The sequence below is a fragment of the Octadecabacter arcticus 238 genome (genome assembly GCF_000155735.2).
In the GTDB taxonomy this organism is placed as follows: Bacteria; Pseudomonadota; Alphaproteobacteria; order Rhodobacterales; family Rhodobacteraceae; genus Octadecabacter; species Octadecabacter arcticus.
In genome coordinates this window covers 2,273,183-2,294,664 of sequence record NC_020908.1, presented here as the reverse complement: position 1 = coordinate 2,294,664, position 21,482 = coordinate 2,273,183, and the positions used below count along the sequence as shown (strand labels likewise).

Annotated in this window: 19 protein-coding genes and 1 pseudogene; 13 read left to right on the top strand and 7 right to left on the bottom strand. The window is 55.1% G+C overall.

Going from position 1 to position 21,482, the window contains the following annotated elements; translation table 11 throughout:
* Window positions 1-69: 69 nt before the first annotated feature.
* A protein-coding gene (locus OA238_RS30150) for an IS630 family transposase (protein WP_085982757.1) occupies window positions 70-1,133 on the bottom strand; the annotation gives its coding sequence in 2 pieces (ribosomal slippage) (window positions 70-644 and window positions 644-1,133; 1,065 coding nt in all).
* A 118-nt stretch (window positions 1,134-1,251) separates the two neighbouring features.
* On the opposite strand from OA238_RS30150, the pseudogene OA238_RS11920 reads away from it, so the two are divergent.
* Window positions 1,252-1,838, top strand: a pseudogene (locus OA238_RS11920) (lytic transglycosylase domain-containing protein).
* Between the two features lie 137 nt (window positions 1,839-1,975).
* On the opposite strand, the gene OA238_RS11915 reads toward OA238_RS11920, so the two are convergent.
* The 6 genes from OA238_RS11915 to miaA form a co-directional block, all read right to left on the bottom strand.
* Window positions 1,976-4,066 carry a dipeptide ABC transporter ATP-binding protein gene (locus OA238_RS11915; protein WP_015495355.1) on the bottom strand — a complete coding sequence of 697 codons (2,091 nt, stop codon included), beginning with the start codon at window positions 4,064-4,066 and terminating at the stop codon, window positions 1,976-1,978.
* A 4-nt stretch (window positions 4,067-4,070) separates the two neighbouring features.
* On the bottom strand, window positions 4,071-5,549 hold the full coding sequence (locus tag OA238_RS11910; RefSeq protein WP_015495354.1) for an ABC transporter permease: 1,479 nt from the start codon (window positions 5,547-5,549) through the stop codon (window positions 4,071-4,073).
* A 12-nt stretch (window positions 5,550-5,561) separates the two neighbouring features.
* Window positions 5,562-6,611, bottom strand: coding sequence for an ABC transporter permease (locus OA238_RS11905; protein ID WP_015495353.1), 1,050 nt, complete (start codon window positions 6,609-6,611; stop codon window positions 5,562-5,564).
* A 107-nt stretch (window positions 6,612-6,718) separates the two neighbouring features.
* Window positions 6,719-8,386, bottom strand: a complete 1,668-nt coding sequence (locus tag OA238_RS11900) for an ABC transporter substrate-binding protein (protein WP_015495352.1) — start codon at window positions 8,384-8,386, stop codon at window positions 6,719-6,721.
* A 233-nt stretch (window positions 8,387-8,619) separates the two neighbouring features.
* Window positions 8,620-9,438, bottom strand: coding sequence for an AraC family transcriptional regulator (locus tag OA238_RS11895; protein ID WP_015495351.1), 819 nt, complete (start codon window positions 9,436-9,438; stop codon window positions 8,620-8,622).
* 70 nt (window positions 9,439-9,508) lie between these two features.
* Entirely contained in the window at window positions 9,509-10,411 is a 903-nt protein-coding gene (miaA, locus tag OA238_RS11890; protein ID WP_144055892.1) for a tRNA (adenosine(37)-N6)-dimethylallyltransferase MiaA, read from the bottom strand.
* Window positions 10,412-10,505: 94 nt separating this feature from the next.
* Here miaA and pyrH point away from each other — a divergent pair, with 94 nt between their 5' ends.
* From pyrH to OA238_RS11835, 12 genes are all read left to right on the top strand, one after another.
* Window positions 10,506-11,231, top strand: coding sequence for a UMP kinase (gene pyrH, locus OA238_RS11885; protein WP_015495349.1), 726 nt, complete (start codon window positions 10,506-10,508; stop codon window positions 11,229-11,231).
* 106 nt (window positions 11,232-11,337) lie between these two features.
* Window positions 11,338-11,901 carry a ribosome recycling factor gene (gene frr, locus OA238_RS11880; RefSeq protein ID WP_015495348.1) on the top strand — a complete coding sequence of 188 codons (564 nt, stop codon included), beginning with the start codon at window positions 11,338-11,340 and terminating at the stop codon, window positions 11,899-11,901.
* A 70-nt stretch (window positions 11,902-11,971) separates the two neighbouring features.
* Entirely contained in the window at window positions 11,972-12,691 is a 720-nt protein-coding gene (gene uppS / locus OA238_RS11875; protein ID WP_044036726.1) for a polyprenyl diphosphate synthase, read from the top strand.
* Between the two features lies 1 nt (window position 12,692).
* Window positions 12,693-13,484 carry a phosphatidate cytidylyltransferase gene (locus tag OA238_RS11870; protein ID WP_015495346.1) on the top strand — a complete coding sequence of 264 codons (792 nt, stop codon included), beginning with the start codon at window positions 12,693-12,695 and terminating at the stop codon, window positions 13,482-13,484.
* Window positions 13,481-14,653, top strand: coding sequence for a 1-deoxy-D-xylulose-5-phosphate reductoisomerase (gene dxr, locus OA238_RS11865; protein ID WP_015495345.1), 1,173 nt, complete (start codon window positions 13,481-13,483; stop codon window positions 14,651-14,653). Before OA238_RS11870 ends, dxr begins: the two co-directional genes overlap by 4 nt.
* Before the next feature lie 12 nt (window positions 14,654-14,665).
* Window positions 14,666-15,991, top strand: coding sequence for an RIP metalloprotease RseP (rseP, locus tag OA238_RS11860; RefSeq protein ID WP_015495344.1), 1,326 nt, complete (start codon window positions 14,666-14,668; stop codon window positions 15,989-15,991).
* Between the two features lie 112 nt (window positions 15,992-16,103).
* Window positions 16,104-16,229 carry a hypothetical protein gene (locus OA238_RS34495; protein WP_275450501.1) on the top strand — a complete coding sequence of 42 codons (126 nt, stop codon included), beginning with the start codon at window positions 16,104-16,106 and terminating at the stop codon, window positions 16,227-16,229.
* A 155-nt stretch (window positions 16,230-16,384) separates the two neighbouring features.
* Window positions 16,385-18,724, top strand: coding sequence for an outer membrane protein assembly factor BamA (bamA, locus tag OA238_RS11855; RefSeq protein WP_015495343.1), 2,340 nt, complete (start codon window positions 16,385-16,387; stop codon window positions 18,722-18,724).
* Between the two features lie 35 nt (window positions 18,725-18,759).
* Window positions 18,760-19,347 carry an OmpH/Skp family outer membrane protein gene (locus OA238_RS11850; RefSeq protein WP_245581507.1) on the top strand — a complete coding sequence of 196 codons (588 nt, stop codon included), beginning with the start codon at window positions 18,760-18,762 and terminating at the stop codon, window positions 19,345-19,347.
* Window positions 19,348-19,429: 82 nt separating this feature from the next.
* Window positions 19,430-19,891 (top strand): 3-hydroxyacyl-ACP dehydratase FabZ, encoded by a 462-nt coding sequence (fabZ, locus tag OA238_RS31240; RefSeq protein ID WP_015495341.1) that lies wholly within the window; start codon window positions 19,430-19,432, stop codon window positions 19,889-19,891.
* A 3-nt stretch (window positions 19,892-19,894) separates the two neighbouring features.
* Window positions 19,895-20,674, top strand: a complete 780-nt coding sequence (gene lpxA, locus OA238_RS31235) for an acyl-ACP--UDP-N-acetylglucosamine O-acyltransferase (protein ID WP_015495340.1) — start codon at window positions 19,895-19,897, stop codon at window positions 20,672-20,674.
* 7 nt (window positions 20,675-20,681) lie between these two features.
* Window positions 20,682-21,482, top strand: coding sequence for an LpxI family protein (locus tag OA238_RS11835; RefSeq protein ID WP_015495339.1), 801 nt, complete (start codon window positions 20,682-20,684; stop codon window positions 21,480-21,482).

Here is a 21,482-nt window from a genome sequence, read left to right as displayed (position 1 = left end):
CTGAAACTGGTAAATAACCCCATAATGTATGGAATTGCAGCTTGGTTTAGGCTAATACCAATGGCCGAATTAAGTGACCCTTGCCCATTCTCGATCTGTGATTGAACTTATTCGCTCTGGGTCGTTCGCAAAGAAGTTCCAAGCTTGTGCACATTTGTCGAGTATTTCGTCATAGGTGTCGAAAACTGTGATTGCGAGTTTATTAGCTCGCAGATAAGCCCAGACGTTTTCCATGGGGTTCAGTTCGGGTGAATACGGTGGCAGCTTAACGAGCGTAATTTTATCTGGCACCTGCAAACATTTTGCGCCATGCCACCCCGCCCCATCAACAATCAGCAAGGCATGTGAGCCGGGTGCGACAGCTTTTGCGATCTCATCAAGATGCAGCCCCATAGCCTCGGCGTTGACGTAGGGCAGGACGAGACCTGCGGCGGTACCACGTGCGGGACAAGCGGCACCAAAGATATAACTCCATTTGAAGCGTATATCACGGGGTGCGCGCGGGCGAGTTCCACGCTTGGCCCATTTACGGGTGAGTGTCCCCTGTTGTCCAACGCGGGCTTCATCTTGGAACCATACTTCAAGAGGCTTCCCCTTTGCATGTTCTGGCAGAGTATCGTTTACGAGGCTCGCAAAGTTTTTTTAAAAGCCTGCTGCGCTTCGCGATCAGTTTTCGGATGCTCTGGACGCACAGACAGGCGGCGAAAGCCATGCTTGGTTAGATATTTCCCAATCGTACGCACATGCAGTTTCACGTCGAACTCCTCTTCAACACGAGCCTGCAAGTCGACACAACGCCATCGTACTACGCCATCTTTTACTGGGTCGGGCCCGGCCTCCACCCACGCCACAAATTGCGCCTGTTGCCTGGGCGACAACCGTGGTTTTGCCCCCTTGCCATTCCGATCCGATAACCCCTCAATGCCTTCTGCGTTAAAGCGATGCGCCCAATCCCGAAGTGTTTGTCGATCCATACCACTGCTGCGGGCAGCCGTTTCACGATCCACCCCATCAAGCACCAGCGCTATGGCCAGTAGTCGCCGTACAACCCGCCCATCCTTGGTTCGCTTTGCCGCACGGCGCAAATCTTTCGCAGACATATCCGTGCGCGTAATTTTTATGGCTCCACCCATGAGCACCTCCCAATCTATGGAGGTCATTGATTCAGAGTTTGCCAAAAATTAAAACCAAAAAAATGAGTCAGATATTATGGCCACTGGTATAAGTTTTCCGAAACGTGGGGGCTATTTCATGCGAGTGTTGGGAATTTTGGCCGGATTTGCCATGGTGGTGTCCAGTATGCCTCTGGCGGCGGATAGCCTGTCGACCCGCAATCGCACGACGCTTTTTAGCTCACAACTTGATGTTTGGACGGTCGCGCGTCGTCGCAATACGCCAATTCGATCCGCTTGCAGCCGCCACGTGTCGACATTCCATCCGCGGGAGACACCGGTCCGCAATACAGCGGCAACTACCGCGGACAATTTCTAGACATGGCGAAGTCAGCGGCGCGTCGTAATAATGTGCCCGAAGATTTGTTCCTGCGATTGGTCCAACAAGAAAGTGCATGGAACCCGAATGCGGTGTCATCAGCGGGGGCGATGGGGCTGGCGCAACTGATGCCCGGAACCGCACGATACCTGCGGGTAAATGCCCGTGATCCCTATCAAAACCTCGACGGTGGGGCGCGGTATCTGCGAAAACAATATGACGAATTTGGATCGTGGCGTTTGGCGCTGGCGGCCTACAATGCCGGACCCGGTGCGGTGCAGCAACATGGTGGCGTTCCGCCTTATCGCGAGACCCGCAATTACGTCAGGGTCATTTGGGGCAGTTAAAAACGCGCAGCGTTTTAAACTGGTGTGAGGCAGCGTTTGAGCTTGCTCAAATGCGTCCACACTCAGAAGTTAAGGCATCCTGAATCCTAAGGCGCCACATCAACAGTGGCGCCTTAGGTATTGGTAACGCAAGATAATTATTCTGCGGCCATCTGAATAACCTGCTCCATTTCTGCCATATCTGCATCACTGAGGTGGCATTTTATCTGGTGGCCATTGCCCAGAGTCCGCACAATCGGCACCTCGGTTTCGCACTTGGTGCGACCGGCTTTGTCTTTCCAGTTGCATCGCGTCTGGAACGGGCAACCGGGTGGTGGGTTCATCGCCGACGGAATGTCGCCTTCAAGCACGATGTGCTTTTTCTTGATCTTGGTGTCCGCAATAGGCACGGCCGACAGCAATGCTTCGGTATAGGGGTGGTACGGTGGGCTGAAGACCTGATCTGTCGTGCCCATTTCGACCACGTGCCCAAGGTACATTACCATAACGCGATCAGACAGATAGCGCACGATGCTCAGGTCGTGGCTGATGAACAGCAGCGTGGTTTTATGTTCCCGCTGAATTTCCATCAACAGGTCGGTCACAGCGGCCTGCACGGACACATCAAGCGCTGACACAGGTTCGTCCGCAACCACGATCCGCGCATCACCTGCAAAGGCGCGCGCGATACCGACACGTTGTTTCTGACCACCCGACAATTGACGTGGCATACGGCCAGCAAATTCGCGCGGCAGTTTCACCAGATCAAGCAATTCGAGCATGCGGGCACGGCGTTCGCCATCATTTTTCCCGATCTTGAAAATCTCAAGCGCGCGCATAATTTGACGCCCGACCGTCATCGACGGGTTCAGTGTGTCGAACGGATTTTGGAACACCATCTGCACGTCAGCAATCGTTTTGGTGTCGCGCTTTTCAATCGGGATATCGCCGATGCTTTTGTTATCGAGCAAGATTTCGCCAGACGTCGCCGTTTCAAGCCCCATAAGAACTTTGGCGAAGGTCGATTTACCGCAGCCGGATTCACCAACAATGGCCAGCGTTTCGGATTCACGTGCTTCAAACGTTAGGGTTTCGTTGGCCTTAACAACCTTCGTGCTGCCGCCCGAGAACAGGGCGGATGCCGCGACCTCGTAGTATTTTTTCAGGTTGTCCATTTTTATAACCACACGCCCGGGGGCAGGTTTTTCTGTTTGGGCACCGGCGACAAGCGGCGCGTTCCAGTCAATTTCCGCCTGGCGCAGACATCGGGTCTCGTGATCTAGCCCTGCGTCTTCCATGAAGATATGGCCTTGATCGCAGCGCCCGGCCTCAAAATAATCGCAGCGTGGGCCGAAATTACACCCGTTCGGGCGTTCATGGGGCAGTGGGAAATTGCCCGGAATGGCCACCAAGGGCCGCGCGTTTTTGTCGGCCCCGGGCAATGGGATCGAGCGGAACAGCGCCTGTGTATAAGGATGGCGCATTTCATCAAACACGCCTTCAATTGTGCCGCGTTCAACCGCTTCGCCGGAATACATGACGCAAATCCGATCACAGGTTTCCAGCACAAGGCCGAGGTTATGGCTGATAAACAGCATCGACGTGCCGTACTTTTTGCCAAGGTCTTTGACCAATTCGACAACGGCAGCCTCGACCGTCACGTCAAGCGCGGTTGTCGGTTCATCCAAAATCAACAGTGACGGCTTTGACATCAGGGCCATCGCGATCACGATGCGCTGTTGTTGTCCGCCGGACAATTGGTGCGGGAACGAGTTCAGCATGCGTTCGGGGTCGGGCAGTTTCACGTCCGTCACGACTTCGAGCGCACGGGCGTAGGCCACGTCTTTGGAGACGCCTTCGTGTATCATCGGGACTTCCATCAGCTGTTTGCCGATCCGCATGGCGGGGTTGAGCGACGCCATGGGTTCTTGGTAGATCATCGCGATTTCAGACCCACGAATGTCGCGCAATTCTTCGCGCGTCATGGTGTTCATCTCCCGGCCCTTGAACTTGATTGATCCGCCAACAATGCGGCCGTTAACGCCGAGGTCTTGCATGACCCCCAGCGCAACGGTGGATTTGCCACAACCGGATTCGCCAACAATACCCAGCGCTTCACCGGGTTGCAGCGAGGCCGAAAAGTTCATCACCGCAGGGATCTCGCGCAGGCGGGTAAAGAAGCTGATCGAGAGCCTGTCGATCTCAAGGATCGGGCCGGAATAGCTTTCCTCAGGGGATGTCTTTTCCATGGGCTTAATCCTTCAAGCTTTCTTCACGCAGACCGTCTGCGAGAAGGTTGAGACCGAGTACCAGCGACAGCAGCGCCATCGCAGGTGGCAGGGCAGGGTGCGCGTAGATCAGCAGCAGTTTGCGACCCTCATTGATCGTGCTGCCCCAGTCGGGGCTTTCAGGTGGCAGGCCAAGGCCAAAGAAGCCCAATGTGCCAAGCAGAATAGTGGTGTAGCCGATGCGCAGACAGAAATCGACGATCAGCGGGCCACGTGCGTTGGGCAAAATTTCCCACAGCATGATGTACCACGTGCCTTCGCCGCGCGTTTGCGCCGCCGCCACGTAGTCGCGGGTTTTGATGTCGAGTGCCAATCCGCGCACGATACGAAACACTGTTGGTGAGTTCACAAAGACCACTGACACGAACACCACAAGGATGCCGCTTGGGATGGTGATGAAATCGAGCGCTGGTGGCCAGACGACCAGCGGGCTCGCGGTGTCGCTGATGACCATGAGATAGATCAGCACCAGTGGAACCAAGACGACGGCCAGATACAAAGTGTTTTTGCTGCCTTGGGTTTTGTAGCGCGAATTGATCAGCACACCGCAAAAGATCAGCGGAAATATGAACAGAAACGCGCCCATGAAGTTCGGCAAACCCGTCGCGACAATTTCCGGTGTCACCAGCAGGTAGAACAGCAAGATGACTGGGAAGGCGAGGATCAGGTTGGCAACGAACGACAACACCGTGTCGAGTTTTCCGCCATGATAGCCAGCGGGCAGGCCCAAGGTGATCCCGACCATAAAGGCAAAGACGGTGGCTAGCGGTGCGATGATCATCACGATGACGGACCCGTGGACCATGCGGCTAAAGATGTCGCGTGCAAGGTTGTCGCCGCCCAGCAGGTAGTGTGCATAGGCCGCGTCGCCATTGCCCAGACCTTCGCCGTACAACAATCCCGGCACGCCGTTCTTCAAGGACCGTGCGATCTGCAAGTCGGTGGGTTGGGACACAGGATCAAAGGTTGCGATCAGGTCGAACAGCCCGACGAAAATGGCCGTGAACACCCAGAACATCACCAGCGCAAAGCCGATCATGCCGATGGTTGAGTCGAACAGTTTTCCGTAAAGGCCGAGTTTGCGTTTGAACGTGATCGAAGCCGCGAAGGTCACGATCAGAGCGATCCAGACGGGCAGGAACCGTTTTGAAATCTCGCCCAGAATACCGGCTTTGCCGTAGGGCATGAACCACGACACAACGATGATCGCAGCACCAAGCAGAACGATCAGCCCAAACACCTGACCGTTGATCTTTTCAAGTTGCCCAAGCAGGCCGCCGCGCGATTGTAGAGTGCCGTCGGTATTGGCTTGCAACTTCACCTCGGGCGCAAAGAAGTCCATGATGAGTTGCAAAATGACGCCAGCCAAAAACACCGCAGATGCGATTGTGATGGCGGGGATGAGGGTGCTCCCGAAGGAGCCGGTCCAAGACAGTTCTTCCATAGTCTGGCTCCTTTAAGAGATGCGAATGCGTGGGTTTAAGAACACATAGCCGACGTCAGATATCAGCTGCGTGAAGAGCACCACAAACACCGAGACCACCGAGACGCCTAAAAGCAATTCGATGTCATTGTTCGAGGCCGCCTGTACAAGCGTCCAGCCGAAGCCCTTGTAGTTAAACAAGGTTTCAACAATCACAACGCCGTTGAGCAGCCATGGCACTTGCAACATGATGACCGTAAACGGCGCGATCAATGCGTTGCGCAGGGCGTGTTTCATGACAATGTTGGTAAAGCTCACACCCTTAAGGCGGGCGGTGCGGACGTATTGCGCGGTCATCACTTCGGTCATGGATGCGCGGGTCATACGGGCGATATAGCCCATGCCATAAAGCGCGATTGTCACGACAGGCAAAAGGAAATTCTCGAAGGTTGCATTGTCCATGGCGCTTGTCGCGGTGCCTTTGAAAAATTGCATCCCGAACGTCGGGGTGGCAAAAACAGCGATCAGAACAACACCGGACACATATTCAGGCGTCGCCGTCGACATGATAGATACCGTTGACAGACCACGATCAAGCCGTGACCCTTCACGCATCCCCGCCAGCACACCAATAATCAGTGCGCCCGGGATCATGAGAAGCAAAACAAAGCCCATCAACTTACCCGTCAGGCCAAGCCGTGTGGCAATAATTTCGCTGACAGGGTTCCTAAAGACTGTGGATTGTCCCCAGTCACCTTGAAGCACGCCGCAGAATGCGGGTGTGGTATCATCGACCTCGGCACCTACCGGAGCACAGCGTGCACGCACGGTACCATCCTGACCTTCGATCACGTAGCCGGGCAACACGCCGAGCCATTCACCGTATTTGATCAATGTGGGCTGCCCGTATCCACGGTTCTCAAGCCAGCTTACCACGGCTTCGTCCGACATGCGGGCGTTGCCTTGGGTTTTGGCGAGTTTTTCGAGGTTCGGCAAAAGGTTGGTAAGCCAAAAGACGATGAAGGTTAGGCACAACGCCGTAAGTATCATCAATCCGAGGCGGCGCAGAATAAACAATCCCATAGAAGTCCCTGTTGGCTATGCCGCGCGGTTCGTGCCGCGCAGTCTTTGCTATTCAGTATGCGGAAAGGGCCGCCCGAGTGATCGGGCGGCCCTCTAAGTCGTCGTGTTTAGGCTGCGAAGCCTATCTTGTAGTACTGTGGCAGGTACGCGATGTGCATATCCCAGCCGACCAAACCCGGACGGGCATGGCGATAGATCGAGCGCCAGTACGGCTGGATCGTCACGCCTTCGTCAACCATGATCGTCTGCAATTTGGCCATTATTTCAGAGCGCGCGTCAGCGTCGGCAATTGCGTTGGCCTGATTCAACAGATCATCAAACTCTGCATTCGCGAAACCGGCTTCGTTCCACGCTTCACCGGAACGATAGGCCAGACCAAGGATCTGGACGCCAAGTGGGCGGTGGTTCCAGTTGGTCGAGGAGAACGGATATTTCGTCCAGTCGTTCCAGAACGTAGAGCCTGGAATGATTGTGCGCTTCACGTTGAACCCTGCATCGCGCATCTGTGCGGCGACAGCGTCATTCGTGTTGCGCAGCCAGCTGTCATCAATCGAAATCAGATCGAATTCATAGTCCTGCATGCCTGCTTCGGTCAGCAACGCAAGCGCACCTTCTGGATCATAAGGGGTGCCTGGAACGTCAGCCCATTCAGGGTGCATCGGACCCACGTGCTGGTTGCGTGCAGCAGCACCGCGACCACCGTACCCAAGCTCAAGGCAGATGTCATTGCTGACGGCCATGGCGATGGCTTTGCGCACGCGCACGTCCTCGTAGGGTTTCATCCCGCCGACTTCGGCAAGCTGGTTGGGACGAACAACGATCGTCGCTGCAGATGCGATCTCTGAGCGCTCCCAGCCCAGACCGTCGATGACGTCAACGAAGTCGCTGATAGTTTCATAGATCATGTCGATTTCATCAGATGCAACAGCGGCCGCAGTCGAGGACGGGTCGGTGCCGTAATCGATGAATTCGATGCGATCCAGATAAGCGCCTTTGCCTTCCGCGTAGCCCCACCATTCATGGCCTTCGTTGCGAACGTTGACGGCTTTGATACCCGCGTCGACTTGCTCAGGCAGGTAAGGCCCAGTGCCGATCGGTGTGGACATCATGTCTTCGACGTTATTGGTTGCGTGGGTAACGGCAGCCGGGTAATCTGACATGCCCGCAATCAGTGAGATGTCTGGTGCTGGCAGGTTCAACTTTACTGTCAGAGCATCAACAACTTCTATGGCGCCTTCGATAGCCTGACCGGAATCAGCATCAACCAGGACGGCCATACGACCGGCCATAGAGTTACCTTCAACAGCCTTGTCACACCAACCTGCGATGTTGCGTGCAACATCTTCAGCAGTGAAATCGTCGCCATTGTTCCACTTAACGCCGCTGCGGACGTTCAATGTGTAGGTCTTCGCGTCAGCGCTGACTTCCCAGCTGGACAACAACATTGGCTCGAACGAACCGTCGGAGTTGTATTCAACGAGGTATTCCAGCCAACCCGAGGAAACATGTGCGATTTCGGTCCAGTCATATGTGCGCGGATCTTTCAACGCATAGACGGACATCGAGACGCGCAATGTGCCGCCCTGTTGGGCGTGGCCAGCGGCGGCGGCGGGTTGGGTCAGACCCAAAAGGCCATATGCAGCTGCGGACGTAACGCCCAGTGCAGTCGTGCGTGTGATGAATTCGCGACGGCTGAGTTTGCCGGCGTTGGCGTCTTTCACATAGATGCCGACTGCAGGATGTAGCGGTGCGCCTGTGAGTGTTTTATTGGTCATTCGTGTTCTCCCTGATGACACGTTTTATTACTAGCGGGGTGTTTGGCATTGGCGGCGAACGCCGTTTGCGCCCCCCACGAGAAATTACATTAGGGCAGGGTTTCTACCCTGCGGTCAACGGCTGTAATCGGCAAGTGATATCACATTTGCGACGTTTTCGTCGTCGTAAATTGCCTGTAAGGCAAATGCCTACGTTTCTGCGTTGCAGCGTAAACAGCCAATAAAAAGAGGTTTCAGGCCTCAACAAGGGGGCCTTTTTTGCGAAACTGCGACGGTGTCAAACCTGTATGGGCTTGAAATGCGCGGGAAAAGTAGGCGGCAGACCCAAAGCCAAGATCCCCTGCGATCTGTCGCACGGGCGTTTTGCTGTCGCGCAGCATCACCCGCGCCTCAAACAGGATTCGGTCATTCAGAAGGGACAGTGCAGATTTTCCGCTGGTCTGCTTGCAACAGCGCGCAAGGTGGGTCGGGGTGACACCAAGATTGGCGGCATAATCCGCGACACCCGCATTTTGGTGGTAGTCGCGTTCAATTAGGTCAGTATAGGCCGCCACCAATCGGGCAGCGGCGGTATTGACGCGGGCATCCGCCGGCGTTTCAGGGCGTTGCGCCAATTGACGTTCAAAGAAGATCGACAGAAGGCCGAGGTGGTAATGGGCGGCGCGGGACTGGCCCAACTGGGTCGACTTCAATTCGCGTTCCAAGGCATCCATCTGTCCGGCCAGTTCTTTTTGAACGACAACATCTCGCAGGCGCAGATGAACTGGAACCATCGGCCATTCGGTTGCCATGGCGGACGGGATTGTCAGCATTACGCCAAACACGGTCTGGCCAACCTCGAAACCATACATGGTTCCGGCGGGGATATAGATCAGGTTGCTGGCGCCGTAGCCGCTGGTCAGACCGGACACGGTGATTCGCCCTTGACCGCGCCCAACAAAAATAAGGCGTGGCGATGTATGAGAGCGCATCGTCTCGGTGCGCCAGCGACCCTGACCCGCGTTCTGGCCGATCGATGTCAACGCGAGGCGGTTTTGCGGGTCACTCATCATTGGCGTTCAATTCCTGATTGCTGTTCGATTTAGACAATTTCTCTGGAATTTATACTTTAATCAACCAAATTTATGTGGATAAAATGACATCATCCACATTTGGTAGCGCAACGGTCTGCCAGCGCTTCATACGGGACCGCAGCCATGTGCGTTGTCGTTTGGCGTATTGCCGTGTTGCAATGATGATCGCCTCGCGTGCCGAATCAGGGGTGATATCTCCCCCGATCAGTTGGATCATTTCTGCTGCGCCTATGGCTTTGGACGATGGTGCGGTCTGGTCCCAGTTTGGCACCATTGCTTTGGCCTCGGCCATGGCGCCAGCGTCCATCATTATGGCGTACCGCGTTTGGATTCGCGCGTTCAGCCACTCCACGTCGGGCATCAACGCAAGCGCGGTACACTCCTCCAGCGCCAATAGCGACGGCGGTGTCGCATCTTGCCAGTCGCGAATAGAACGTCCAGTCGTTTGCTGCACCTCCCACGCGCGCTGCACGCGGGCGCGATTGTTCAGATCAAGGCCAGCTGCGGTCGCAGGATCGAGTGCGGATACCAGATCGGGCAGGGGAATTGCATCAGCTTTGGCCCTGATACCGGCAGGGGTTGGCGGGATTTCGGCCAGCCCTTCGGTCAGGGCAGTAAAGTAAAGCCCGGTGCCACCAACAATGATTGGCCGCGCCCCCGTTTTATATGGCCGTTTCAGAAACGGCGCGACATCGCGTAGCCAATCGCCAACAGAATAGGGCGCATCAAACGCAAGGTGACCATAAAGGTGATGCGGCGCGCGGTCCAAATCCGCGGCACTTGGTTGAGCGGTCAAGATCGGCCAGCCCTGATAAGCCTGCAACGCATCGGCGTTAACGATTACACCGCCTTGGCGTCGCGCAATCTCCAAAGCCAGACCGGATTTGCCCGACGCGGTCGGCCCATAGATCAGCACCGGCTTGTCGGGGTGGATTTGCGAGAGTTCAATCATCGGTTGTCCTATTGCACAACGCCCCATTTGACGTTGCACCCAAGCCCCTTTTGCGACATTTTACGCCGAACGCAAAGTAGCACTGGAGCCCGTCATGCCTGAACCCGAAAAAGTCGTGTATAAAAGGGTCATGCTGAAGATTTCCGGTGAGGCCCTGATGGGCGATCAAGGATATGGTCTACATCCGCCAACTGTCGAGCGCATTGCGCGTGAAGTTCAATCAGTCCAAGAAATGGGTGTTGAAATCTGCATGGTCATCGGAGGTGGCAACATTTTCCGCGGGCTGCAAGGATCCGCGCAGGGAATGGAACGCACCACGGCGGACTATATGGGCATGCTGGCGACGGTGATGAATGCACTGGCAATGCAGGCCGCCCTCGAAGGGCTTAAAATTCACACCCGTGTTATTTCTGCAATCACAATGAACGAAGTCGCCGAACCCTACATTCGCCGGCGTGCTGTACGCCATTTGGAAAAGAAGCGGATCTGCATTTTTGCCGCCGGAACAGGCAACCCGTATTTCACCACAGACACAGCCGCGACGCTGCGGGCGTCAGAAATGGCCTGCGAGGCGATCTTCAAGGGCACCAAAGTTGACGGGGTTTATGACAAAGACCCCAATAAACACGACGATGCCAAACGCTATGAGACAATCACCTATGACGAAGTGTTGGCCCAGCACCTTGGCGTGATGGACGCCAGCGCGATTGCGTTGGCACGTGAAAACAGCCTGCCAATCATCGTCTTCAGTCTTGATGAACCAGGAGGGTTCCGCGCGATCCTTGACGGAACAGGCACATCGACGACAGTGGTCGCCTGAATTGACCCAAAATCGGCGAACTTGTGCACCTCGTGCACAGGCGTTGTATACAAATGCGTGCCGATAACGGTATATTAAACAAAACAATTCGAAAAGAGCAGCACATATGTCAGATGATTTCATCCTTGATACCGACGATTTGACCCGCCGCATGGACGGAGCAATTGCCAATTTACGCGTTGAATTCGCGTCCCTTCGAACCGGACGTGCATCCGCATCGATTCTGGAGCCGATCATGGTCGACGCTTATGGCTCACAGACCCCGATCAACCAGGTCGGCACCGTCAACGTGCCGGAATCGCGCATGGTCACAGTCAATGTTTGGGACAAAGGTCTTGTAAGTAAGGTTGAAAAGGCCATCCGCGAAAGCGGCCTTGGGATTAATCCACAGCTCAACGGCACGATCATTATGTTGCCAATCCCCGAATTAAACGAAGAACGCCGCACGCAGCTGACCAAAGTTGCCGGTACCTACGCTGAAAACGGGCGGGTCTCGATCCGCAATGTGCGCCGTGACGGAATGGATCAGGTCAAGAAAGCCAAGAACGATGGCATGTCGGAGGACGACCAGAAGTTTTGGGAAGGCGCCGTTCAGGAAATGACCAACGACTATATTAAGCGTGTTGATGACCAGCTTGAGATCAAGCAGGCGGAGATCATGCAAGTCTGATCCGCAATCGCGGGCCGGACCAAAGCCCCTGTGTTTCGGGGCGTGAATGAGTAGAACGGGGGCCGCAAATATGGCCAAAGACAGCAGCGTCGGACCAAATCACGTCGCAATTATAATGGATGGCAATGGTCGCTGGGCGCAGATGCGCAATCGGCCGCGTTTGTTTGGCCATCATGCGGGCGCGCGCCGTGTGCGTGAAATCGTTGAGGCGTGCCCGGCTGAGGGCGTTAAATACCTGACAGTCTTCGCGTTTTCGACCGAAAATTGGAAACGGACCCAGACCGAAGTTGCCGGTCTAATGAAATTGTTCCGCCGTTATATTCAGCGCGAAGCACGTGATTTATTGGCCAATGGCGTTCGCGTGCGTTTTATCGGTGACCGCGTGCGGCTGGACGACAAACTTGTGCGCCTGATGGATGAGCTGGAACTGCTGACATCGCAAAACGACCGTGTGCACCTTACGGTGGCGCTTAACTATGGTGGCCGCGATGAAGTTACGCGTGCCGCGCGGCGTTTGGCCCTTGATGTGGCTGCGGGTAAGCTTATGCCTGCTGATGTTGGCGATGAAACCTTGCCAAAATACCTCGACACGTGTTTTTTACCCGACCCCGATTTGGTGATCCGCACCAGCGGCGAAGCACGGATTTCGAATTTCTTGCTTTGGCAATCGGCCTACGCGGAATATGAATTTATCGACACACTTTGGCCGGACTTCACGCCGGAGGTTTTCGCCAAGGTCCTGACTGGTTTTAAGGCGCGCGACCGCCGCTTTGGCGCGGTAAAGGTCTAATATGGCTGCTGATTGGGATGATCTGAAAGTGCGCCTGACGTCGGGCGCGTGGATGGCTGTCATCGGCATTGGTGCGATTATTGTCGGTGGGGTCTGGTTCCAGATGCTTGCCATTTTTGTGACCGCTGTGATGGTCTGGGAATGCTGGATCATGATCCGTGGGGCATCGCCGACCTCTGGCATGTTGTTGGCCGCTGCTGTTGCGTCAATCTTGTCTGCGCAGGTCTTTGGCGGCGCGCAGAACTATGAATTTCTGGTGCTTTTCCTTGTGGTGCCGATCATTGGCGCGGCTGTGCTAAAACGCGAACGCATCACGTTTTTCATTTTCTCCTTGGGCGTGCAAATTGCTGGTTACGGACTTGTACATTTCCGGATTGATTTCGGATTCACGTGGTTGATCTGGCTCGTCAGTATTGTTGTTGTGACTGATATTGCGGGATATTTTGTGGGTAAGTCGATTGGTGGGCCGAAATTCTGGCCCTCGATCAGCCCCAAAAAAACATGGAGCGGCACGATTGGTGGCTGGATTGGCGCAGCACTTGTCGGAGTTACTTTTGTCATGCTCACGGATGCAAGCTGGACCATTATCCTGCTGTCCGTCGTGATGAGCTTTGCGGGTCAAATGGGTGATATCGCGGAAAGTGCGCTAAAACGACGCCAAGGTGTGAAAGACAGCTCGACCCTTATTCCAGGGCATGGTGGCTTGTTTGATCGCTTTGATGCGCTGCTTGGTGCGTCCTTGTTTATGCTTCTTTTCGCGAGCGTTTTTGATGTGCCAGGCGTCGCCTTTTGAGGCGGATCAGTATTTTCGGGGCGACGGGATCGATTGGTCAAAACACGGTTGATCTGATCCGCCGCAGTAGAGATGACTATCATGTCGTGGCCCTGACAGGGTCACAGAATATCCCGCAATTAATTAAAGACGCCAAGGCGTTACGGGCCGAAGTTGCCGTTACATCTGATCCCGCACGGCTAGTAGAATTGCGTGACGGGTTGGCAGGATCTGGCGTCGAAGCTGCGGCAGGTGACGGCGCCTTGATCGAAGCGGCGGCGCGTCCTGCCGATTGGATTATGTCGGCTATAGTTGGCGCCGCGGGCCTGCGACCGGGATTGGAAGCCCTGAAGCATGGCACAGTTTTGGCACTGGCTAATAAGGAATCTTTGGTCACTGCTGGCCCGCTTTTAATGAGCGAAGCCAAACGGTTAGGGTCCACAGTTCTTCCAGTTGATTCAGAGCATTCGGCGGTGTTTCAAGCGTTGGTCGGCGAAGACATGTCCTCGGTGGAACGCATCATTATCACGGCCAGCGGCGGCGCGTTTCGCGACCACCCTTTGTCTGCCTTGGACCACGTCACAGTGGACGAAGCATCAAATCATCCGAACTGGGACATGGGGCAACGTATCACGATTGATTCCGCATCCATGTTTAACAAAGCGATGGAATTGATTGAAACAAAAGAATTTTTCGGCGTTAGGCCTGACCAAATTGAGACTATCATTCATCCGGAAAGTCTGATCCACGCGCTTGTTGGCTTCAACGATGGCGCCTTGATGGCCCATGTTGGCCCACATGACATGCGCCATGCGATTGGCTTTGCGTTAAACTGGCCGAAGCGAAAAGCCCTTCCTGTGCAACGTCTCGACCTCGCGCAGATCGGCCAACTGAACTTTCGCGCACCCGAAGCGGCGCGGTATCCAGCCCTTTTGATTGCCCAAAAAGTGATGGAGGCGGGAGGTCTGACGGGTGCGGTTTTCAACGCGGCCAAGGAGCGCGCGTTGGATGGGTTCCTTGCAGGCGCGTGCAGTTTCACCGATATGGCGCGTATCGTTGATCGTGTGGTTGACGTGATGTTGTCCAACGAGGGGCTGCAAAATGCCACGATCACACTAGATAGCGTAGACGAAGCGGACGCGATTGCGCGCGCACTAACCGGCGAAGAAATCGCAAAACGAGAAAGCTAGACCTTGGATTTTATGACCAACCTGATCCCGTCCTTTGGGAATATCGCCTTTACAATGCTGTTCTTTGTGATCGCCTTGTCGGTAATCGTGGCGATCCACGAGTACGGTCACTACATCGTCGGGCGATGGTCTGGCATTCATGCGGACGTGTTTTCTATCGGCTTTGGTAAGGTCATCTGGAGCCGTGCTGACAAACACGGCACGGTTTGGCAGATCGCAGCCTTGCCTTTTGGCGGCTATGTTAAATTCAAGGGCGACAGCAACGCGGCGTCCGTGGGCGGCGATGAAAATGTCGTATCAGGGCGCGACACAATGCTCGGAGCGCCGCTTTGGGCCCGTTCTGCCACGGTCGCGGCGGGGCCAATTTTCAATTTCATCCTGTCATTCATCGTATTTGCCGGAATCTTGCTGTTTCAAGGCCAACCGATTACTCCGCTGACCGTATCGGCTTTGCCGGGCTTTCCCGAGAACATTGAACAACAACTGGAACCTGGCGACCGCGTTTTGAAGGTGGAAGGCGTGGCGTTGAATTATCCGGACGGGTTCAGTGCGGCCGTTGCCAATGTGCCGTCGCAGCCATCGGTTGAATATGAAGTTCAGCGGGACGGGGAGCGCATGTTGGTGCGCGGCCCGCAGCCGCAGCCGGCTTATGTGCAATCGATAACGCCGCGATCTGCGGCAGATGACGCTGATTTACGGATTGGCGACGTGATCGTCAGCTTGAATGGCGCACCGGTGTTCCAGTTTGGCGATATGGTTGAAATTGTGAATGAGACACGCGCGCAACCGATCGAACTGGTTGTCTGGCGCGACGGAGAAACGTTCACGACCACTTTGACACCGCGCCTGATGGCGATCCTGCAAGCGGACGGGTCGATGATGGATGAACCCAAGCTTGGCATTGGCAATGGCGGGCTGTTCTTTGAACCAGCGACAACAGATGTCGGCATCGGCGAATCCATGAAGTTGGCGATTCAACAAGTCTGGTTCATCATCAAACAGTCCCTCAACGGGCTCAAACAGATGATCGTTGGCAACATCAACACCTGCAATCTGAGCGGGCCAGTGGGTATCGCCGAAACGTCAGGGTCCATGGCCAGCCAAGGCACGTTGGCTTTCATCAGTTTTATTGCGGTCTTGTCGACGGCGGTGGGCATGCTGAACCTGTTCCCAATTCCGATACTGGACGGTGGGCATCTTTGTTTTCACGCCTATGAAGCGGTGACAGGCAAAATGCCAAGCGACGGGGCCCTGCGGATCCTCATGGCGATCGGGCTGGCATTGATCGGCACGCTGATGTTGTTTGCCATCGGCAATGACTTGTTGTTCTGCCCGTAACGTCGCCTTACAAAAACCAATTGAAAAACCACAGAAATTTCGTTGGATGCCAATATATTGCCACATTCTTGTGGCACGTTGGGATTGAGTTAATCCAAACGAGGCTATGACGATGCAAACGATTTCAGCTGGATACCAAGGCGTAAGCCTTCTTGTGAACCTAAATTGGGATCGCCTGATCTATCTTGGTATGATTATTGCCGCCCTTGGCCTTGGTGCGTGGGTCGGATCGCTGTAATAGTGGGGCCGACTTGACGATCCACAATATCTAGTTTGTATGACATTTTGTGACGCGTCCGTCAGTTGGTTCTGATTGGCGCGTTTGTTACTTTTGACAAGGCCCCACGGCACGGGTAGACCGAACATACTTGTGATCGTCAAACGGGCAATAAAATGAACAATACACTACACGCTGTGAATGTAATTTTGGAACGTCTGCGGGTCATGACCCGCGGGTGGGCATTTATTGCCACCCTGTTTGTGTCAGGGATGACGGCGCTCGCCACCCCTGTTTCTGCACAGGATTTTAACTTTTCCAACGTTTCTGTCGAAGGCAACCAGCGGATCGAAATCGCGACAATCCTGACGTATTTGGGATTTGGTCAGGGCGAAGCCGTCACGGCCGGTGTAGTGAACGATGCCGCCCAACGGATTCGGGCGACGGGTCTGTTTGAAAGTGTTGATGTCGTCGCGCAAGGGCGCACCTTGATTGTTCGCGTGGTCGAATTCCCAACGATCAACCAGATCACATTTGAAGGCAACTCCCGCATTCGCGACGCCGAATTGAGTGCCGCTGTGCGCAGCCAACCCCGCCGCGTCTATAGCCCGAGCCAGGCAGAGTCAGATACCGCCGCGATCACGCAGGTTTATGCCGACCAAGGCCGCATCAACGCGACAGTCACGCCGCGCATCATTCAGCGATCCGACAACCGCATCGACCTGATCTTTGAGGTTTTCGAGGGTGGCTTGACCGAGGTGGAGCGCATCAGCTTTGTGGGCAACCGCGCTTACGGCGAAAGCCGTCTGCGCCGTGTGTTGGAAACCAAGCAAGCAGGCCTTCTGCGCGCTGTAATCAGCCGCGATACGTTCATTGCCGACCGTGTCGCGTTCGACCAACAGGTGTTGACCGACTTTTATCAGTCACGCGGTTACGTTGATTTCCTAGTGCAAAACGTTGACGTGTCCCTGACGCGCGAACGCGACGCTTACCTCATTACGTTTAATGTCCAAGAGGGGCAGCAGTTCGAATTTGGCATTCTTTCCGTCACATCCGAAGTGACCGGCGCGGATCCTGCCATATTCGAGAACGCGCTGCGTTTGCGCACGGGTGTGACCTATTCGCCGGAATTGATTGAACGTGACATCTCGCGTTTGGAGCTTCTTGCACTGCACCAGCAATTGAACTTTGTACGCGTTGACCCAAGGGTCACTCGAAATGACCGCACATTGACGCTTGATGTTGAATTCGCGTTGGTGAATGGCCCGCGTATTTTTATTGAACGCATTGATATTGAGGGAAACAACACCACACTGGATAGAGTAATCCGGTCGCGTTTTGATGTAGTTGAGGGCGATCCGTTCAATCCCCGCCAGATCCGTGAAAGTGCAGAACGCATCCGCGCATTGGGCTACTTTGGCAATGCAGACGTAGATGCCCGTGAAGGGTCCAGCCCCGATCAGGTGGTGATCGATGTTGACGTCACAGAGGCGCCGACAGGATCATTGTCGTTTGGTGGTAACTTTTCAACAGACAACGGGTTCAGCCTGCTGGCCAGTTTCAAACAGGGCAATTTCGTGGGTCGTGGTCAATCGCTGAGTTTCAGCGTCCAAGCTGGCTCGGACAATCAAAACCTCTCGTTCAGCTTTACAGAACCACGTCTTCTGGGGCGTGATTTGAGTTTTGGTATAGATGCCAGTTTTAAGTCAACCAACAACAATCAAAACGCGCTGTACGATACGGCGCGTGCATCGCTGCGCCCACGCATTGGATTTCCCATCAGCGAAAATGGCCTTCTTACCCTATATTATGCATATGATTACATCGAGGTGAAAGACTATAATTCCGCCGATCCTTCGAAACCGTCACCATTCATTGAAGAGGACGTGTTGCAGGGTGGGATCGGCACCAGTGCGCTTGGCTACAGCTACAGCTATGACACCCGCCGTACGGGGCTGAACCCAAATGCGGGCGTTTTGTTCCGCTTCGGTCAGGAATTTGGCTTTGGTGATAGCCGCTTCATCGACACAACCGCTGATGTAACGGCCCAGACCCGCGTGCTGTCCGAAGAAGTGATATTGCGCGCGGCGATTGAGGGTGGCCTTCTCAGCTACGCCAGTGGCGACAGTCGGATCACTGACCGTTATTTCCTAGGCAGCGGAACCATGCGTGGTTTCGAGCCGGGCGGTGTTGGCCCACGCGATGCCTCGTCCGATGACGCGCTTGGCGGCAATGCCTTTGCAGTCGTGCGCCTTGATGCGGAATTTCCGCTGGGTTTGCCGGAGGAATACGGCATCTCGGGCGGTGTGTTCCTTGATTACGGCTCCGTATGGGATGTGGGCAGCAGCTTCGGTCCGGTAGAGTATGATGATTTCACGCCGCGCACGGTTGCCGGTGTGTCGATCTTCTGGGACACACCAATCGGCCCACTGCGATTCAACTACACCGAACCATTGGATGTGCAGGAAAACGACCAGACCAAGCAGTTTGATGTGACGATCTCGACGGACTTCTAATGATTGCAACGACGTTACGCTTGCTTGCTAGCCTCATGATAGCGGCCCTAGCGGGGGCAGCTGGTGCGCAGCAAAATATTGAACCACAGGAATTTGAGGTGACCGCAGGCGAGGTCGTGACGGCCATTGTGACCGTGGACATTGACCGACTGTTTTCGCAATCCCAGTTCGGGCAACGCGTCGCGCAAGGCTACGCGGCAGAGCGAGAAGCGCTTGCAAATGAGAACAGCAGTATCGCTGCTGCTTTGCGCAAAGAAGAACTTGCTTTGGCAACGCAGCGTGCAGAGATGGCTGCGTCTGTGTTCCGCACCGAAGCCGAAGCCTTCGACGAGAAAGCCCAGAGCATTCGCCGCGCGCAAGATGCCAAAGAACGTGCGCTCGAAGACACGTTGGTGCAAGGGCGTGATCAATTTCTTGAGGTGACGCGCCCGATCTTGGGCCAGTTGATGGTTGATCGCGGGGCTTTAGCTATTCTGGATCGCAGGTCGGTTCTGTTGTCGCTGGGCAGCATCGATGTCACCGATGATGCCATTGCACGGATTGACGCCGAGATTGGGGACGGGGCAGATGCCTTACTGGAAACGGGTCCCGATTTGGGTTCGGACACCGCACCTGAAAACTAGACCCGCCTTGCCGTGGCGTAGCGCGCAAGCTAGTCAGACTGAACGATAACACTGGATGCGTCACATTCAAATGGAGACAAACATGTCAGATCCCATTACCTCAGCCGATATCCAGATGATTCAACGGATTATTCCACACCGGTACCCGTTCCTTTTGGTCGACAAGGTCGTCGATATCGTCGGCACAACAACTGCGACAGGCATCAAGAACGTCACCATGAATGAGCCGCATTTTCAGGGCCATTTCCCTGGCACGCCAATCATGCCCGGTGTGACGATCATCGAGGCGATGGCGCAAACCTCTGCCGTGATGGTTGGCGCGACGATGGGGCTCATGGACAAGAACATGCTTATCTATTTCATGGGCATTGATAACTGCAAATTCCGCCGCAAGGTGGTTCCCGGTGACGTGTTGCGCATGACGGTGAAAACAACGCGCGGCAAACCCGGTGGCAAGGTCTGGAAATTCAAAGGCGTCGCGACGGTTGATGGTGAACTCGCGGCAGAAGCGGAATTTACCGCGATGATGGATATGCAGGCTTAACCTATGGCGATTCACTCCTCAGCGATTATCGAAGACGGTGCCCAGATTGGCGTGGATGTTTCGATTGGCCCGTTCTGTATTGTCGGGACCAAGGTTGTGCTTGGGGACAGGGTTCAGCTTAAATCCCACGTCGTCGTAACAGGTGACACGCAGGTCGGAGCGGACACCACGATCTTTCCGTTCTGCTGCATCGGTGAGATCCCGCAGGATGTGAAATTCAAAGGTGAGGCGGCCAAGCTGGTCATCGGTGAACGCAACCGCATCCGCGAGCATGTGACGATGAACCCTGGAACTGAAGGCGGTGGAGGGATAACTTCTATTGGCGATGACGGTTTTTTTCTTGCTGGGTGCCACGTGGCGCATGACGCGCGCATTGGCGATCGGGTGATTATAGTCAACCAATCCGCCGTCGCAGGGCATTGCATCATCGAAGACGATGTCATCATCGGTGGGTTGTGCGGCATCCACCAGTTTGTACGGATTGGGCGCGGCGCGATTATTGGCGCGCTGTCGATGGTCACCAACGACGTCATTCCGCACGGACTGGTCATGGGGCCGCGCGGTGAATTGGACGGGCTGAACCTTGTCGGGCTGAAACGTCGCGGTGTAGATCGCAAAGACATCACAGCGCTGCGTGTGGCGTTCCAAACCCTGAAAGATGGGGAGGGATCGTTCATGGATCGCGCCCGTCGATTGGGTGCTGAAAGTGACAGCAAGCATGTGTCCGAAATGGTGGATTTCATTTTGGGCGATACTGATCGTAATTTCCTGACGCCGAGGTGATGCGGCGATGACACTTGCATTGATCGCTGGATTGGGTGGGCTGCCGACCGCTTTGGTGGCCGCCTTGCAGGTGCCGAAACGCGCTGTGATCGTCTGTGAAATGCATGGATTTGTGTCCGAGGTGACGGGTGATTTTCACCGCATCACGTTCAGGTTTGAAACGCTCGGTACATTTCTGGCGGATCTGAAAACCGCTGGCGTGACCGAGGTTTGCATGGCGGGTGCCATTCAGCGCCCCAAAGTCGATCCATCCCTCATTGATGCGGCCACCATGCCGCTGGTGCCCAGATTGATGGCCGCCATGGCCAAAGGCGATGATGGCACGCTGAGTGCGGTTGTCGCGCTCTTTGAGGAACAGGGATTTGCGGTCGTTGGTGCCCATGCCATCGCGCCTGATTTGCTGCCGATGGCGGGGGTTCACACGCAGGTCGCGCCGCCTGATTTGACGGCAGGTATCGCCGCAGCGCAGGTTGCTTTGGATGATATGGGTCAGATCGACCTTGGCCAAGCGATGCTGCTTCGTGGCAGTGATGTTATCGCACGCGAAGACGTTCGCGGCACCGCGGCCATGCTGCAAGATGTTAAAACGCATGGCAACGGGGCTGGTGTAACCTTGTTCAAAGCCCCCAAGCCAAACCAGAACATGCGCGTTGACATGCCGCTGATCGGTCCCGAAACAGCCCTGCAAGCCGCTGACGCTGGGTTGGCGGGCATCGTGATCCCACAAGGGAGCGTGTTGGTTCTAGACCTGCCGCAAGTCGTGGCAACCCTTGATACGCACGGTCTGTATTTGTGGGTCACACCTTGA